The following is a 17,302-nucleotide window of genomic DNA, read 5'->3' as shown; positions in this document are numbered from 1 at the left end:
GGACGATTCCACATTTGAACACTTTCCTATGGTTCTACAGGACGTAGGATCGATCGACGTTGCGTCGTGCAGGGCCGGAAAGCGAAATCGCCCCCCTCAGGACCTTTAAACTAACTCAATATCTCGAAACTGAGTCTTCAACAATCCGGCCTTATTTTGTAATAACTTATTTATTAAAATTACAAACCTTATTAAAAAGATGAAGTTAAAAGAACATTGAAGGATCCTTATAAAATGGCTGGGATACACTATTCCGAATTAACCGAGATACTTTGTTTAGGACATATAAAAACATCCACCAGATCTCTCTGATGGATGTTTTATCTGTTTTATCAGGCTGTGGGTTTTAAATCTTCTTCTAATGGAATATCCTTGCTTAAACCACGGCGAGCGGCAATGAAAAAAGCTGTGACAATCGCAACTGTAATAATAGCTGCTAATAGATAGGATATATTCAAAGGAAGATTGAACCCAATCGGAGCGTTAATAATATACGTAAAGGTTGCCATAGTCATAAAGGTTGCTGGTATAGCGGCAATAAAGTAATTTTTACGAGATAAAAACAAGTACATCGCACCTACCCACAGGGCAATAACCGCTGTCGACTGGTTCGCCCAGGAGAAATATCTCCATAAAAGGGTGAAGTCTATACGAGTCAGCGCAAATGAAATGACGAACATCGGAACGGCAATCCAAACGCGGCTCATAATTTTCTTCTGGGATACTTTGATATAATCTGCAATAATCATACGGGCACTGCGGAAAGCTGTATCTCCCGAAGTGATTGGCAGAATAATAACACCAAGTATGGCTAGCGTTCCTCCGACAGCACCAAGCATGGCCACGGAGACTTCACTAACAACCGCTGCAGGTCCGCCGCTTGCCAATACTTCGTTCAGACCACCTGAACCGTTGAACAAGCTCATAGCTGCGGCTGCCCAGATCATAGCAATAATCCCTTCAGCAATCATCATTCCATAGAAAATGCGACGACCTTGTTTTTCCTGCTGAGTCGTACGTGAAATAATTGGGGTTTGTGTAGCATGGAAACCTGACAATGCCCCACATGAGATAGTTAAAAATAATAATGGAAAAATCGGTGCATTATCCGGATGCATATTGGTTAAAGTCAGCTCAGGGATTGGTGCTCCTGTCACGACCAATGATACTCCTACCCCAATAGCACTGATTAAAAGCAGAGCTCCGAAAATTGGATAGAAACGTCCGATAATTTTATCGATTGGCAGCATCGTTGCTAATAAGTAATAAGCAAAGATGGCAAGCAGGATAATCGGTAGACTCAGCCAGCTGCTCGTCATGTTATGAAGCAAATCAGCTGGAGCTGTAACGAACACGGTCCCGACTAGTAGCAATAATAAGATAGAAAATGCGTTAACCACGTGTTTCATTACTTTCCCGAGGAACTTCCCAGCCAGTTCTGGCAAGTGAGCCCCTCGATTACGAATGGAAATCATCCCCGTAAGATAGTCATGAACAGCCCCGGCAAAGATGGCACCGAGAACAATCCAGAGAAAAGCCACTGGTCCGTAAAGCGCTCCTAATATGGGACCGAAAATCGGACCTACCCCAGCTATATTTAATAATTGTATCAAAGCATTCTTCTTTTGACCCATCGGCAGATAATCCACACCATCACTGTGAGAATAAGCCGGTGTCGTTCTTTCTTTATTTACCCCAAATATTTTTTCAACATATTTCCCATACGTGAAATAACCAATGATTAAAAGTCCGATACTGATTAGAAACGTAATCACAAAAAGCTCCTCCCTCGATCTATTCTTGTAATCGCTTACAATAATCGTAACAAGATAACGCTTACATCATTAGGGTTTTTGATTAACATGTCGAAAATTCTGGTTAACATGTAAAAATCCCGGTCTAAAAAACAGACCGGGATTTAAAGTTCCAATTGTTTTCTTAAATCTTTCACATAATTTCGGCTGACCGATAGCTTCTCCTCTCTGCTCTGCAGTTCTAATTGATAGGCGCCATTGAACCACGGCGTCAGCCTGTTCACATAATCTAAGTTTACGAGATAACTCTTATGAATGCGAAAAAACGGGAAACCTCTTAACCGATGTTCTACTTCCTTTAATGGAGCTCTTGTTTCATAGGTATGGGTTTTCCCAACAATCTTGGTCCACCGCTCCTCGCGATAAACGTACACAATGTTTTCAGGATCAAGATAATGAATATTATCTTCCCCTTCTACAGCGAGCTTTGAAGGCGGTTGGTTAGTAGTCTGAGAAGCATCCATTTGAGGAGCGAATCTTTTTTCTAATTTAACAACTGCATCTTTTAGTTGTTCTTCGTCAAAGGGCTTTAGAAGGTAATCGATCGCGTCGTGTCGAAAGGCATCCACTGCAAAGTCTGGATAGGCTGTAGCAAAAATTATTTTCGGAACCTTTTTCAGTTCCTGAACAGCCTTTGCCACCTCCATTCCATCCATCCGGGGCATTTCCACATCTAAAAACAGAACATCCGGCTGTAGCTGAAGGACTTTCATAATAGCCGTGTCACCAGACTCTGCTTCTCCTATCACCTGAATAGCCTCGTGTTGCTTTAACAAGTGAATTAATTCTTCACGGCTGAAACGCTCATCATCTACCACTAACGCCTGAATGGGTCCTTTCATGCCGACACCTCCTCTTTATTATGAGGAATGAGGAAAGAAATCCTCGTTCCTTGCCCAGGCTCACTTTCTATCTGCAGCTTAGAATTTTTCCCGTGTAACAGTTCCAGTCGTTTGTTTACGTTATATAAGCCAAGCCCTGTGCCTATTTCAGACGTAACTTCTTCTAAACCTAAATGATGAAGTCGTTCCGGCAGTATCCCACTGCCGTTATCTTTAACGGATACACGGACTCCCTCTGATAAATATTTTATCTGAATCAGAATCTCCGACTCGCCCTCTTGATCTTTTATTCCATGCTTAATGCAATTTTCCACTAAGGGCTGCAAGGTAAGGGGTGCAATCTTTGCCGAGAGGGCATGATCTTCTATATCGTAGTGTACATGAAGCTTATCGACAAACCGTGTTTCTTCAATGTATAGGTAGGCTCTTACGTGTGATAGCTCCTCCGCAAGAGATGTCCACCTTTTTGTGGTTGCCCCAAGGTTTTGTCGAAAGAACTTAGATAAAGCAATAAGCAAAGACCTCGCTCGATCAGGTTCCGTGCGGGTGAGTGAAACAATTACATTCAAAGAGTTAAACAAAAAGTGCGGATTAACCTGGGCCTGCAAAGCTTTTACTTCAGCTTCACGCGCCAGTTCCTGTGCTTTTTCTGCTTCAGCGATTTCCAGTTGCTGACCAAGCAGCGCACTTAGCCCCTGGATCAGCTCTATCAATACATTTGAAATTTCTTTTTCGGAACGAACATAAAACTTTAAAGTACCGACTGTTTCATTTTTTCGTTTTAAAGGAGCAATAACAGCTGCCCCTAAAGGGCATCCGGTATGATCACAACTAATATCCCTGTGGCCAGCGACAACCATTTCTCCTTTTTGAATAACTTCACGCGTAGCGAGTGTTTGAATGGTGTTCCCCGCCTGGTGATGGTCATCTGCCTGTCCGACATGAGCAAGAATATATTCTTTATCCGTCATTGAAATAGCGCTTACCCTCACTTCTTCATAGATAATCTGACAGGCTTTTTGGGCAGAATTCTCCGTTAAACCCTGACGAAGGTGTGAAACGGTGGATTCAGCAAGCTTCAATGCTTTCTGAGCTTGAAGAGCACCGGCTTTTCCCTCCTCGTTTAGTACGTTTCGAATAATTAATAAAAACAACGCAGAGCCAAGACCATTGGCCACAATCATCGGCAGCCCTATTTCCTGGACAAGTTCCCATGCTCTCTCAAAAGGTTGTGCGACTCCTAAAATAATCCCCATTTGAATCGTTTCAGCCAGACCTCCAACCAGAAGGGCTGTTTTCAACTTTAATGGCTGATCTTTTTTATGAAAAAATCCAGCAATGATCCCTGCCACAATAGCCGAAATCCCGCATGCTAACCCCGTGAATCCCCCCAGAGAAAATCGGTGTAACCCAGCAATCAAGCCTGCCCCCGCACCGATTCGATATCCACCAAATAACCCGGCAGCTACGATCCCTATTACCCTAGAGTTTGCAATGGCTTCAGACTCATTCAGTTCATAAGCCCAACTCCCGAATTCGAATGATTGGGTATCATAAGTGATTCCTGTGTAGGTACCAATCATTCCAAACAGTCCAAAAAAAGCAATTGCCATATAATGCTGCTTTCGATTTAAGGCTTTACGGTCAATGAGTTCCCGGAAGAATCGAAATCTTGTTATGATAAAAGCAACGGTAACAATGATGCCCAAACGTTCAAGCATCGGTAGAAATAATTCAAACATCTCTACCATCCTTTCTTTCCTGTTCATCTATTTATTATTGTAGCATGTCTGAAAACGTTTCATACTCAGGTAAATTCATGATATGATTTTTGATAAACAAAGAAGTTCGAGGTGATGATATGACAGTAAAAGCAGGTATTATCCAGATGGATGTCGCGTTTGGTGACCCTGAAGCAAATCGGACACATGCGACCAAAAAAATTGAAGAAGCAGCCAGGAATGGAAGTGAGATTATTGTACTTCCTGAACTATGGACAACGGGGTACGATCTGAGCAGGTTTGATGAACTGGCCGAATCGATGGACGGACCGACACATCAAATGCTCATGAACCTTTCTTCCAAACACCGGGTGACCATTCTTGGGTCAATCGCGGAGCGCGAGGAAGGACGTTTCTATAATACGTTTGTTGCCTACAATTCTATGGGCGAGCGCATTGCCAAGTACCGTAAAGCTCACCTCTTTCGATTAATGAACGAAGAAAAGCATCTTCATTCCGGCAACCAAAAGGGAAATTTTGAACTGAACGGTGTGCCCGCAGCTGGTGTTATTTGCTATGACATTCGCTTTCCTGAGTGGATGCGGACTCACATGCTTAATGGATCCAGAGCTCTTTTTGTCGTAGCAGAGTGGCCAAAGCCCCGGGTAGATCATTGGCGCAATCTTTTAATCAGCCGGGCTATTGAGAATCAGTGCTTTGTTATTGCATGCAATCGTGTAGGATCGGATGCTGCAAATACTTTTGGCGGGCATTCCATCATTGTAGATCCCTGGGGAAACGTAGTGGCAGAGGGATCAGGTGACGAAGAAATTCTTTATGGAGAAGTAGATTTTACGGATGTAGAAGCTATCCGTGAACAAATTCCTATTTTTCAGGACCGGAGACCAGACCTATACGAATAACCAAAAAAAACCCTTTAGAGCACTAATCTAAAGGGTTTTTTCGTATGCATTTGTTTGATAGAAGAAATTTGGCGTGTCCATCCGATCTGTGTAAGACGAATGAAAGATATGAGTCGACGCAGGAGAAACGGGAGGGATCAGCCAAGTCCAGTCTCCTGTGGGCTCTCTTCCGCAAGTTCGTTCTTTCTTTTCAAAAAGCTGAAACTGCTGGGCAGCCGAATGATGGTCCACCATACTCACCTTATCCTGTTTAAAGGAATAGAGTACCGCTTGGTTTAATTCGATTAACGCCCGGTCCTTCCACAAGGAACTATTTCTTCTCGTATTCAGGCCCATGGCTTCAGCTACATTAGGTAATAGATTATAACGGAATTCATCAGCCAAGTTTCTCGCACCGATTTCAGTTTCCATATACCAACCATTAAAAGGTGCTGCTGTATAGTCAATACCGCCGATTTCCAGACGCATATCTGAAATAAACGGTACAGCATACCATTTCAGACCAAAATCACTAAACCATTTATACTCTGGGTGACGAAGAGGAACTTCAAGAATGTGCTCTTCCGGAATTTCAAACCATTGAGGCTTAGAACCATCAACTTGTACCACAAGCGGCAGAACATCGAACCTTCCTCCTCCGCCCTGCCAGCCCAGAGCTTCGCATTGGCGGGTAAAATCGACAGAAGCCGGATCACCCACTACCTCCCCGTTTATTTCGTACCCTGCGTAACGGATCAGCTGATGATTCCAGAATCGAACTTCCTCATTCCCCTGTTTCGGTTTAAACACAGAAATAGTCGATCGAATACGGCCCCCATTCGTGGCATAGTTCATATGCTCATACACCGCATCCCGAATCTCTTTTTCGTCCTGCAAGTGGCGTTGGTCAAACACTTGTAAGCTGTTCCAGAATAACCGTCCAATGCAGCGGTTACTATTCCTCCATGCTACTTTTGCTCCGTATTCTAATTCTTCGAAAGTATGCTGATAAGTACCTGAGTCTTCAATTGATCTTTCTATCTCTTTGACCCTTTCACCGGCACCCTGCCGTCCCAGTTCTTCATAGCATTCAAAAATAAACTGCTCTGCTTTTTGAAGTAATTCTCTATTCAACGTAAAGTTCCCCCTGTATTGTTAATCCTGTTTCCATAGTACCACAGCGCCGTGCGGTAACAGAAAGCATGGATCCTTCTTCACGCTCTTCGCGCTGCTTGCTGAATAGGATCCCAGACACTGTTATAAGGGGGCGCATAGGCAAGATCAAGATCAGCCAGCTCATCAATTGTCATATGATGATAAAGGGCGGTAGCAATAACATCGACCCGCTTGTCCGTACCGGCCTGGCCTATAATCTGAGTGCCTAACAGTTCTCGGCTTTCTTTGTTATAAATAAGTTTAAGCGTCATTGGATCCTCTTTAGAATAATACCCGGCTGCATGGGTTGATTTAATAGAAATCGTATCGTAAGGAATATATTCACTGGCTGCTTCTTTTTCAGATAATCCAGTGCGGCCAAGAGTTAAGTCGAAAAATTTCAAAATTGAAGTGCCAACCACACCTTGAAATGCCTTTCTTTTGTTCACCATATTCAGTCCTGCTACCTGACCTTGTTTATTGGCGTGAGTTCCTAAAGGTAGATAATCCAGTTTCTGTTTCAGCCGGTGATACTGCGCTGCACAGTCACCTGCGGCATAAATGTCCATTATACTTGTTTCCATAAAAGCATTGACACTGATCGAATCTTGCACTCCTTTAGAAATTCCAGTTCCTTCTAAGAAGGATGTGTTAGGATTGACTCCGGTAGCAGCCAGTACAAAATCAGTTTCATACTCACCCTTATCTGTGACGATCGACTCTACTCGATGATCTCCTCTAAATTCTTCAACAGACTCACCCAAATTCAATTCTACTCCATGGCGTTCTGCTTCTTCATGGATGAGGTCAGCCATATCTTCATCAAAGATCTTTGCGAGTTGGGATCCACGGTCAATAATCCGCACCTTTTTACCCAGCGCAACTAGACTTTCTGCCATTTCCAAGCCAATATAGCCGCCACCGATAATCGTTACTTTTTTAATGGAATGGTTTAAGTCATCCATAATAGCCTGCACATCTGGTATGGTCTTTAATGAAAAGATCCCCTCAAGCTGACGCCCTTCCCATGGAGGTATAATCGGGCTTGCGCCTGTAGCAATTAACAGCCGGTCGTAAGACTCCTCAACCTCTTGGCTCGTTTTATGATCGATGCCATAAACCACTTTATGATCACAGTCCACTTTTGTAACCTCATGAGAAGTAAGTACATCAATTCCATACTTATCCCGAAAGGTCTGGGGCTCCCTGGCAATCAAGTCATCTGTCGATTTGACGTCGCCGCTTACAACATAAGGAAGGCCGCATTGACCATAAGATGTTATCTCTCCTTTTTCAAAAACAACAATTTCATTCCCTTCGCTATTACGTACAATTTGCATGGCTGCACTCATTCCTGCTGCGTCTCCACCTAAGATTACAATTTTCATTTCTACCACTCCTTCTTTCTCTTCTAGTTATGCATACCCAAAAATATCGCCCTGCAAAATTTCGACTGAAAATAATCTAAATTTAAGTGTTTCTATGTAGTATTTAGTTTGGTTTTCTGAATGTATATTGCTCCTAGTATTCCCTATCCGGATAAAGACATGTTACACTATCCATATTATTCAGTTGTTAGAGTATTCAAATAATAAGCCGAGGTGGAAAAGAATGAAACAATATAAGCAATCTGAAGCCATTCAGCGTTTACCAGATCAATTCTTTGCAAAGCTTGTAAAGAAATTAAACGATTTCCAGCAACAAAAGGGAGAAGACGTACTAAATCTTGGTCAAGGTAACCCTGACCAGCCTACCCCTGAACATATTGTACAATCACTGCAAAAAGCAGCCGAAAACCCTGAATACCATATGTATCCCCCTTTTCAAGGGTTTGATTTTCTAAAAGAAGCTGTGGCAACGTATTATAAACGAGAATATGATGTTGACCTTGATCCCTCTTCAGAAGTAGCTATACTATTTGGCAGTAAAAGCGGACTGGTAGAGTTGAGCCAATGCTTCTTGAATCCCGGCGATACAGCCTTAGTCCCTGACCCTGGCTATCCGGATTATTGGTCAGGAGTAGCAATGACTGATGCCGTCATGGAACCTATGCCGCTTCTAGAGAAAAACAACTTCCTTCCTGATTATAACGCGATGGATCCAGAGGTCCTTAAACAAGCTAAACTTATGTTTCTCAATTACCCCAACAATCCAACCTCGGCAGTGGCTGACCAGGCTTTTTTTGAAGAAACCATTGAACTCGCGGATGCTAATGATATTTGTGTGGTGCATGATTTTGCTTATGGGGCCATCGGATTTGATGGTGAGAAACCTTTAAGTTTTATGCAGGTTCCCGGTGCCAAAGATGTAGGAGTCGAAATTTACACTATGTCAAAGACTTATAATATGGCAGGGTGGCGCGTGGCGTTTGCCGTAGGAAATCAAAGTGTGGTTGAAGCATTGGAACTTGTCCAGGATCACTATTTTGTGAGCCTTTTCGGAGCTGTGCAGGAAGCTTCAGCTACAGCCCTCTTAGATTCACAGGAATGTGTGGAGGAGCTAACGGATACTTATGAAGCACGACGTGATTTATTACTTGAGGGTCTGCGAAACAGCGGCTATCGCTTCCAGCCCTGCAAAGGGTCTTTCTTTGTGTGGGTTCATGTCCCGAATGGCTACTCCTCTGAAGAATTTGCTGATGCTTTGCTCGAGCAAGTCGGGTTGTTTGTAGCACCGGGGATTGGGTTTGGTGATTACGGTGAAGGATTCGTTCGGATTGGTTTGAACAACTCTGAAGAAACCTTGCGTGATGCAATATCCAGATTCCAAAAATTCGCTGATAAAAATAATATTGTATAGAAAGACGCCCTGAGCTTTTTCTTTGCTCAGGGCGTTTATTTACTTTATTAAAATGGAAATTTGCGATATCCATTCATGACACCAATCCATTTTACAGTTGTAAATTTGTCGAGAGCCCACTCTCCTCCAAACCGGCCGAGTCCGGAACTTTTCTCACCGCCGAAGGCTACATGTGCTTCATCGTTTACAGATTGATCATTCACATGAATCATTCCTGTGTTAATCTGTTTTGCTGTTTCAACACCGCGGTGTACGTCTGTTGTGAATACTGACCCACTTAATCCATAGGAAGTATCATTCGCCACTGTAATGGCTTCTTCTTCACTTGAAACCTTAATGATTCCAATTACAGGACCGAATACTTCATTGCTTGCAATTGGCATATCATTGGTAACATTGGTTAGTACAGTAGGGTGCATGATATTCCCTTCTGAATCACCACCTGTTAGCAAGGTGGCGCCACGATCAAGGGAAGCTTGCAGATCTTCCTGAATACGTTCGATGGCTCCATGGTTAATCAATGGACCAACTGTTGTATCTTTTTCAGATGGGTCACCAACTTTTAAAGTTTCCACTTTTTCTTTGAATGCTTCCACGAATTGATCATGAATCTGTTCATGAACGATCAGACGATTGATGGACATGCAAATTTCACCCTGGTGAAGGAACCTTCCAAAGGCTGCTGCTTCCACCGCTTTTTCTACATCGGCATCATCAAGGACAATCATAGCATTGTTGCCTCCAAGCTCCAGCGCCGTATCTTTGATATGCTTACCTGCAAGCTCTCCAATATGACTGCCTACTTCTGTTGATCCAGTAAAGGAAATCAGTTTAGGTACCGGGTGTGTAACAAACGCATCCCCGATCTCTGAACCTCTTCCTACTACTACGTTCAGCACTCCTGCTGGAAATCCGGCTGCTTCAAATAAATCGGCAATCAGTAATCCTGCAGTAACAGGAGATTCTGATGCTGGTTTGGCCACAACTGTGTTTCCAGTAGCAATCGCAGGAGCAATCGACCTCATAGCTAAGTGGAATGGAAAATTCCACGGACCAATTACTCCTATGACCCCTTTCGGATAACGATAAACCCGGTTTTCTTTGCCGGGAGTATTAGAAGGAAGGATCTCTCCAGACATCCTTGTAGGAAAAGAGGAAGATTCTTTAATAATGGAGACTGCGGCCTGGTATTCCACCTCTGCTTTTACCAAAGTGCTTCCTGCTTCCTTCACCAACCAGTCTATAATTTCATCTTTGCGTTCCTTAACTACCGATAACAAACTGTCAAAATACGCCTGCTTCTTAGCTGGGAGTAAGTCTGCCCAGTCTTTTTGAGCTTGTTCAGCTGATCGGTAGGCCTCATTTAAGTCATCTTCATTGGCAGAAGGGATTGTGATAATAGCTTGTTCGGTATATGGATTTATATTTTCAATCTGTTTCTCACTTGAACCTGGGCGCCATTCCCCATTAATATATTGTTTAAAATAAGTTTGTGGACTCATATTATACCTCCATTTTACTGTGTGGAGTACTAAGTTCCACTCTCTTTCCTTTCTTAAACCTTTACAACCCTCTGGAAAATTACTTAAATTCCAGCAGCATATCTACATGAGGAATATTATCTTCCAAATAAACATCAGTCACTTCTCTAAAGCCAAATGCTCTGTAAAAACCCCTTAAATATTCTTGTCCATGAAGCCAAATTTGCTCTACTTTCCATTCATCACGCAAAAACATAATAGCTCTTTCCATTAATTCTTTAGCATATCCTTGCCCGCGTTTTTCCTTAATAACAATTACGCGCCCAATCGCATAATGATCTTCTTCTGTCTCAGGGGGAACGATTCGGCAGTAAGCGTAGAGTTGACCATTTTCCTCTAACCAGATATGCGTACATTCTTCATCACGGCCATCTACCTCAGGATAAGGACACTCTTGTTCTACAACGAAGACTTCAACTCTTAGCTTAAGTATCTTGTACAATTCGTCTTTTGTAAGATCTTTATAAGTTTTTTGTACCCAATTCAGTGCAACCACCTCTTATTTTCACTTATTTCTCTCCACTATATCGAAAGTGTGTATGAAAAGACAAAATTTTATTTTTCAAATATAATTTTACAGTTTTAATACAAGTTCTTGCAGGGAATGAGTACCTTATATGCAAAGGAGGAAAACGTCATATGCTGATGGACATATTACCCGTATCTCTTAAAAAATATTTTCAAATGACTAAACAACAGCGCAAGCAAGAAGTTCAATCGACCTTATGGTACATGCCTTTAATTTATGTATCATCGTCTATCCTGTTTGTCGCTATTACTCTTGTACTAGATTTGGTTCTAGAACTTGAACAATACACATTCCAATCTTTTCGAATTAATGCTGAAATAACCCGAATGCTGGTCAGCACGTTAATTGGCGGTTTATTAACACTGAGCGCCTTCACATTAAACTCCCTTTTAGTTGTACTTACAACCTTTAGTGGTCAATTTTCACCTCGGATGCTGATTAACTTCGTTGCAGATAGACGAACACAGCACGCTCTTGGCATATTTAATGGAAGTTTTGTGTACGTACTGCTTGTATTTTTATTTATTGGGAACACTTCTTACGAATATTTCGTAGCCGTCCCCATTATCACGATAGTATTAGTCTTTATAGCTTCTCTTACATTTATCTATTTCATTAACCATGCCACGACATGGATGCAGGTCCATAATATTACAGAAACAATGAAACAATCTTCCAAAGCGATGATCAACAATACTTTGAGCGAGGATCTTGAGCCCTTCCGAACAAAGCAAGCAGGGGATCTTCTGCAGGATTACGAAGATAATACTCAAAGCATAGGAGCAGGAAGGTCAGGATATGTTCAATTAGTAGACTATAGGAACATGATTGAGCAGGCTCGCAAGGACAATGTAATCTTAAAATTCCACTCACAAGTGGGAGATTATATTCTGGAGACGAATAAGCTAATCAGTTACTGGGGGCCGGGTGCTGATTTGGTGGATGAAGAACTTTACTACGGTATGATTAAAATTGGTCATAAAGAAACTGAACTGCAGGACATTCAGATGGGAATGCATAAATTAGCTGAAATTGGAATAAAGTCCCTGGGGAATGATGACCCTAAAACTACAACAAACACAATTCATCAAATGGCTGAATTAATGCTTACAGTCGAAGACTATATTACCTTCACACCTTATCTGACAGATAGTGATGGACAGGTTAGAATTATACTATTAAATGAAACATTTGAATATTATATTTATCGCGGTTTTGGTTATATCCGACACTATGCTGGAGATAATCATTTAATCATCACTGAAATTGTCGGGGCCCTAGCTATGGTAGCAGAGTCCATTGATTCCTCCAAACATCAGGCCATATGGGACTTCGCTTACAACACGCTGGACCATATTGAGAAGAAAGTGGTTTATCAGCTTGATAAAACATTTTTACTAGAGCAGGTTAAGAGACTCGCTCTTGCAACTAATAATCTTTATGGGTACTATGCTATTGAGCGCCGCTTCTATCCAGAAAAAAAATAAAAAACTCCAGGCCTTCCTGGAGTTTTTTTATAGTATTTCTTGTTCATACCTTTTCTGAATAAGGGGACGCTAAGATCATCCTGTGTAAGGTGTGTTGAGCTCATTCGTATTTTTCATGTTGACACATCTTAGCAGCTTTTTTATATTATATATATGAGCATATATTCATATATTTGAATAGGAGGTTTAGCCAATGGGACATCACCACCATCATCATATTGATTCTTCCACAGGAAAGATTAAAACTGCTTTTTTTCTAAATTTATTCTTTACTATTATCGAAATCATCGGGGGAATTATGACTAACAGTATGGCCATTTTATCCGATGCGTTACATGATCTTGGAGATTCTCTATCCCTTGGCCTCGCATGGTTTCTACAAAATTTTTCCCAAAAAGAGCAATCTAAAGAGTTCTCATTTGGATATAAGCGTTTTTCTTTATTAGCTGCTCTTGTTAACAGTGTCGTATTAATTGTTGGGTCTGTATTTATTTTAACGGAAGCCATACCAAGACTTCTCAATCCAGAGCAGCCAAATACAACGGGGATGATAATTCTCGCTATACTCGGAATTATCGTTAATGGAGCAGCAGTTTTCAGGCTCCGCGGAGGCGACTCAATGAACCAGACAGTCATAAGCTGGCATCTGCTTGAGGATGTTCTCGGCTGGGCAGCAGTTTTAGTTGTCAGTATCATTATGTCTTTTACGGATCTTCCTATTCTGGATCCTATTGCTTCCATTGCCATCACGGTATTTATTTTATACAACGTAGTTAAGAATTTCATTAAAACAATGCGGCTGTTTTTGGAAGGCGTGCCGGAGAGTATCAGCCTTGAAGATATCGTTCAAAAGATTAATGAGGTGCCGAACATTAATTCTACACACCACACTCATTTGTGGTCCATGGACGGTGAGAACCACGCCTTCTCCACCCATGTAGTGGTGCCGGAAGATGCAACGAAAGAGGAAATCTGTGATGTGAAAGAAAGGATTAAAGAGATTCTTCATACGATATCTCTTGAGCATGTAACCATTGAAATCGAATACGAAGATGAATCCTGCTCTATTCAAGATTCATCCTGATTCTAAATGTTGACAGTTAAAGAAAAACTCCCATTACTTGAAGACTTGATTTCGAGATAAATGGGGCCATTACGTTAGATGGATAAGGGTTGGTGGGGAAATAACTCGCTTTCCTATGGCCCTACACGATGTGGGGTCGATCGACGTTGCCACAGGACGTGGCGATCTTAGTCGATCCTCCTTATTACCAGGGGCTTCCTCGCTCGTTTCACTCCCTGCGGGATCTCACCTAGTCCCTTCTCCCGTGGAGTCTCGTCGTTTCCTTCGCCGCCCGAACGATAGCTGATGAGCGGACCCTGTTACAGGAGAAAGGATCCATGCAGCATCTACCTCAAACGCTTCTATAACAGGGTTCCTACACGTGAAAACCAGCGTGGATCTCGTTCATTGGAAAGCAATTATGGAAAGATTTTCGAGCTCCCCATAAACGCAAAGGGGCGGAAGGGAACGGTGAAGACTCCTGCGGGATGAACATGATCGGTGAGATCCCGCAGGGCTGTTAAGCCCGAGGAAGCTCACCTCATGCCCGCGGAAAGCGAGCCGTTCCCTGGAGCCCCTTTCTCCAGACAATATCTCGAAACTGAGCCTTCAACTAAACGGCCCTTTAATTTAATAACCCGTTAATTAACAACGTATCGAAATAGAAAAAAGCATTTGAGATTGGTATCTCAAATGCTTTTTATATCTGTCGGCTTATTATAAATCCAGTGATTCAGGAGTATCGCCGTCTGCATTCATTAGGCGGATTGACTCGGGCATAATCTCAAGAACGATGTAATCTGGATCTCCTTTTCCTGAGAACCAGCGCTCCATTTGTTCGCTCCATAACCAGTCTTTCATCTTCTGATCATCACGAATCTTAGCCTGACCTTGTACTTCTAAATACGTATCTCCGTAACCTTCACCTTCATAGCCTAATAAGATATGAACATGAGGGTTTTCCTCAATTTCCTCCGCTTTATGAGTATCGCGATCTGTGGGTGTGAAGAATGTGAAATCTTCATCATTTGAAAATGTCATGTAACGGGCATGAGGTTTATTATCCTTTACTGTAGCTAGTGTTCCTACTTTATGCTGATCCATAACGTTATAAATTTTCTTCTTTAGTTCTTCTTGATTCAATGGTATTCTCCTTTCATCTAGCTGATTATAATTCCAGTTTTCCCCTTCTGTTGTTAAATATAAACATCTCGGTAGGTTATTTAGCAGCTGATCCATATAGCGCTTGGGATGGAGAATTTGATGTTGTTTCCCCTTTCTCTGCAATGGGTATGCTAAAGTTAAGCTGTTTTTATAGTTGACTCTAAATGATTTTTTTATTATATTTCAGCGATAGTAATTTTCAGGAGGAAACTTAATGTTCATGAATGTGTTCAGTAATAAAAAGAAATTCACCCTCATTCTTCTTTCTTCCCTTCTCCTAGGGATTTTTATATTTTTAACGAATTCTAAACCGACAAGTTCAGAAAAAAACGGAGAAATTACCCCTACCGTTTTCATACACGGTTTTAAAGGAGGCCCAGGAACCTTCAATACGATGATGAATCGTCTAGAGCAGCAAAATGTGGGTTCCAAGCGTATGGTGGCTTATGTATCCCGACAAGGACATGTAACCTTAAGAGGAAGCCTTCCGCCCAGCATGGAGCCATTCATTCAGGTTCTTTTTGAGAATGACCGTGCCAGCTTAAAGCAACAAACTGTATGGCTCCAAGAAGTCATCCACCGGTTAAAAAAGCGTCATGGTATTCAGCAGATTAATCTAGTGGGCCATTCCATGGGGGGACTTGCAGCCACTAACTTTTTGCTTCATTATCAGGACGGTCAATATCCTGTTGTTCAAAAATTAGCGGTTATTGCCAGCCCCTATAAAGGAATTAAAAAAGAAGGTTACTTTGAAGTGCATTCAAGTCCGGCCGCTAACGATCTAAAACCGGAATCTGACGCTTTGAAATCTATGATCCTTAGAAGGGAATTCTTCCCTAAAGGTGTAGATACCCTTGTAATAGCAGGTGTTATTAATTCCTCAGAAGAGGATAGCGACCATTGGGACGGGCTTGTCCATGCTTCAAGTGTAAAAGGGATGAAATCCATTGTGCCTTTTGGCAGTTACAGAGAAGAAATTGTATTTGGTCAATCCGCCACCCATTCTGGTTTGCACGAGCATCCCGAAGTAGATCGCGTGCTTGGGGAGTTTCTTTGGGAACAGTCAAACGAATAAAAAAAAGACCAGCCTGAGAAAGCCGGTCTCTTTCCTTTATTTCCGATGAAAGACTTCAAAAAAATCTAGAAATGCATGAAACATCGCTACAGATTGGAAGGTAATCAAACTTAACGCCGTCAATGAAAAGAAACCGATAAATAAATACCGAACAGAAAACACTGCATGGACCCAGGCCACCGCAATCCCTCCTCATTGAATCAATATATGAATCATTGAACCTTATCATACTCCTTCTAACGAAATTTTCAATCGCTTTTTTTGTCGTAATACCAGCCCCTCAAACTAAGTCCGCGATTATGTTCAGCGAACGAAACAGAATCACGGGCTTTTTATTGTATTTTATTACATGATCAGAGGCTAGTCCGTAGTTTTGTTTTTGTGCTGATTTAATTTTGTTTTTCAAAGATAAATATCCACATAAATGTAAGGGATTGCTTTAAATCTTCGTCCAGATGTGCGATTTGATTCTCATCAACCCCGCGTTTATACACCCCTTGACCTTCCGTATATTTCCACCCAGTTTCTTCAGCCAGTTTAGCAAGCTCCCATGGCATCATCGTGTTGCAAATCACTTTTTCACCATACACTCTTCGATAACTATTTATCCTCGGCATGGCCGTTGGTCCCAGTATTCCAATACAAAGCTTGCCTCCCGGACGTAAGATCCTCTTCATTTCCTCAAGTCCCTGATGAGGCACTTCTATCCACTCAAGAGAGTTCACGGCCATTATGCCATCAAAGCTTTCTGAAGCGAAAGGAAGCTTTGTCAAATCTCCCTGCGTAAAGGTTAGTCCTTCTGTTTGTAATCGTTTCACTGCTCGTTCAATCATATCTTTAGAAAGATCTACTCCCGTCACTTCGTAGCCTTCTTTATATAATTTATATGAGCCATATCCATCTCCACAGCCCAGGTCAGCAACAGAATTGCCCGGGGGAAGATGATTTTTCAAAAAAGGAATAATCGTTTTGCGACTTCCCTCATCCCACATCGTCTGACTACGTTGATTCCAAAACTCTGCCCGTTCATCCCATTGTTTAGCGGCTTCCTGGTGCCAATTAAATGTTGGTTCCATATTTACGAATCCCCCTGTTTATCTATTTCCGTTATTATTGTATAGTTCACCATAGAATGTTCATTACCTTTTATTATAATTAAGTAAGCAACGTTTTAAAAATTTTTTTGACATGGGAAAAGAGTGTGTTAAAA

The 17,302-nt window shown here is 41.9% G+C and carries 15 protein-coding genes; 5 read left to right on the top strand and 10 right to left on the bottom strand.

Translation table 11 applies throughout. From position 1 onward, the window contains the following. Positions 1-332: 332 nt before the first annotated feature. From ACTWP7_RS13840 to ACTWP7_RS13830, 3 genes are all read right to left on the bottom strand, one after another. Complete coding sequence (locus tag ACTWP7_RS13840; protein ID WP_014641617.1) at positions 333-1,775, bottom strand: carbon starvation CstA family protein; 1,443 nt, start codon at positions 1,773-1,775, stop codon at positions 333-335. Between the two features lie 143 nt (positions 1,776-1,918). Continuing rightward, positions 1,919-2,656 (bottom strand): LytR/AlgR family response regulator transcription factor, encoded by a 738-nt coding sequence (locus ACTWP7_RS13835; RefSeq protein ID WP_014641616.1) that lies wholly within the window; start codon positions 2,654-2,656, stop codon positions 1,919-1,921. Beyond that, on the bottom strand, positions 2,653-4,398 hold the full coding sequence (locus ACTWP7_RS13830; RefSeq protein ID WP_041601508.1) for a sensor histidine kinase: 1,746 nt from the start codon (positions 4,396-4,398) through the stop codon (positions 2,653-2,655). Before ACTWP7_RS13830 ends, ACTWP7_RS13835 begins: the two co-directional genes overlap by 4 nt. Positions 4,399-4,517: 119 nt before the next feature. On the opposite strand from ACTWP7_RS13830, the gene ACTWP7_RS13825 reads away from it, so the two are divergent. Continuing rightward, positions 4,518-5,300, top strand: coding sequence for a carbon-nitrogen family hydrolase (locus ACTWP7_RS13825; RefSeq protein ID WP_443123698.1), 783 nt, complete (start codon positions 4,518-4,520; stop codon positions 5,298-5,300). A gap of 27 nt (positions 5,301-5,327) precedes the next feature. Here ACTWP7_RS13825 and ACTWP7_RS13820 read toward each other — a convergent pair whose 3' ends face one another. Together ACTWP7_RS13820 and ACTWP7_RS13815 are read right to left on the bottom strand one after the other, a co-directional pair. Next, complete coding sequence (locus ACTWP7_RS13820) at positions 5,328-6,413, bottom strand: nitric oxide synthase oxygenase (protein WP_014641613.1); 1,086 nt, start codon at positions 6,411-6,413, stop codon at positions 5,328-5,330. An 80-nt stretch (positions 6,414-6,493) separates the two neighbouring features. Beyond that, the gene (locus tag ACTWP7_RS13815) at positions 6,494-7,822 is read right to left on the bottom strand and encodes an FAD-dependent oxidoreductase (RefSeq protein ID WP_443123697.1); all 1,329 of its coding nucleotides are present in this window, start codon (positions 7,820-7,822) and stop codon (positions 6,494-6,496) included. 223 nt (positions 7,823-8,045) lie between these two features. Between ACTWP7_RS13815 and ACTWP7_RS13810 the strand changes: the two genes are divergently transcribed. Continuing rightward, a complete protein-coding gene (locus tag ACTWP7_RS13810; protein ID WP_014641611.1) occupies positions 8,046-9,233 on the top strand; it encodes a pyridoxal phosphate-dependent aminotransferase in 1,188 nt (395 codons plus the stop codon). A 47-nt stretch (positions 9,234-9,280) separates the two neighbouring features. Here the strand turns inward: ACTWP7_RS13810 and ACTWP7_RS13805 are convergent, their stop codons facing one another. Both ACTWP7_RS13805 and ACTWP7_RS13800 read right to left on the bottom strand, forming a co-directional pair. After that, on the bottom strand, positions 9,281-10,735 hold the full coding sequence (locus ACTWP7_RS13805) for an aldehyde dehydrogenase family protein (RefSeq protein ID WP_443123696.1): 1,455 nt from the start codon (positions 10,733-10,735) through the stop codon (positions 9,281-9,283). A gap of 79 nt (positions 10,736-10,814) precedes the next feature. Continuing rightward, positions 10,815-11,261, bottom strand: a complete 447-nt coding sequence (locus ACTWP7_RS13800; protein WP_443123742.1) for a GNAT family N-acetyltransferase — start codon at positions 11,259-11,261, stop codon at positions 10,815-10,817. A 152-nt stretch (positions 11,262-11,413) separates the two neighbouring features. Here ACTWP7_RS13800 and ACTWP7_RS13795 point away from each other — a divergent pair, with 152 nt between their 5' ends. Both ACTWP7_RS13795 and ACTWP7_RS13790 read left to right on the top strand, forming a co-directional pair. Beyond that, positions 11,414-12,790: a DUF2254 domain-containing protein gene (locus ACTWP7_RS13795; protein WP_443123695.1), complete on the top strand. Its 1,377-nt coding sequence runs from the start codon at positions 11,414-11,416 to the stop codon at positions 12,788-12,790. Between the two features lie 193 nt (positions 12,791-12,983). After that, positions 12,984-13,874, top strand: a complete 891-nt coding sequence (locus ACTWP7_RS13790; RefSeq protein ID WP_443123694.1) for a cation diffusion facilitator family transporter — start codon at positions 12,984-12,986, stop codon at positions 13,872-13,874. Positions 13,875-14,570: 696 nt separating this feature from the next. Here the strand turns inward: ACTWP7_RS13790 and ACTWP7_RS13785 are convergent. Continuing rightward, positions 14,571-14,996: a pyridoxamine 5'-phosphate oxidase family protein gene (locus ACTWP7_RS13785; RefSeq protein ID WP_443123693.1), complete on the bottom strand. Its 426-nt coding sequence runs from the start codon at positions 14,994-14,996 to the stop codon at positions 14,571-14,573. Between the two features lie 235 nt (positions 14,997-15,231). On the opposite strand from ACTWP7_RS13785, the gene ACTWP7_RS13780 reads away from it, so the two are divergent. Continuing rightward, a complete protein-coding gene (locus ACTWP7_RS13780) occupies positions 15,232-16,092 on the top strand; it encodes an alpha/beta fold hydrolase (RefSeq protein WP_443123692.1) in 861 nt (286 codons plus the stop codon). A gap of 36 nt (positions 16,093-16,128) precedes the next feature. Here ACTWP7_RS13780 and ACTWP7_RS13775 read toward each other — a convergent pair whose 3' ends face one another. Both ACTWP7_RS13775 and ACTWP7_RS13770 read right to left on the bottom strand, forming a co-directional pair. Continuing rightward, positions 16,129-16,272 carry a hypothetical protein gene (locus tag ACTWP7_RS13775; RefSeq protein WP_443123691.1) on the bottom strand — a complete coding sequence of 48 codons (144 nt, stop codon included), beginning with the start codon at positions 16,270-16,272 and terminating at the stop codon, positions 16,129-16,131. Between the two features lie 209 nt (positions 16,273-16,481). Further along, positions 16,482-17,168 (bottom strand): methyltransferase domain-containing protein, encoded by a 687-nt coding sequence (locus tag ACTWP7_RS13770; protein ID WP_443123690.1) that lies wholly within the window; start codon positions 17,166-17,168, stop codon positions 16,482-16,484. Positions 17,169-17,302: the final 134 nt, after the last annotated feature.

The organism is Halobacillus sp. B29 (genome assembly GCF_052246755.1).
Taxonomy (GTDB): Bacteria; Bacillota; Bacilli; order Bacillales; family Halobacillaceae; genus Halobacillus; species Halobacillus halophilus.
This window is presented reverse-complemented; position numbering and strand designations above follow the sequence as displayed.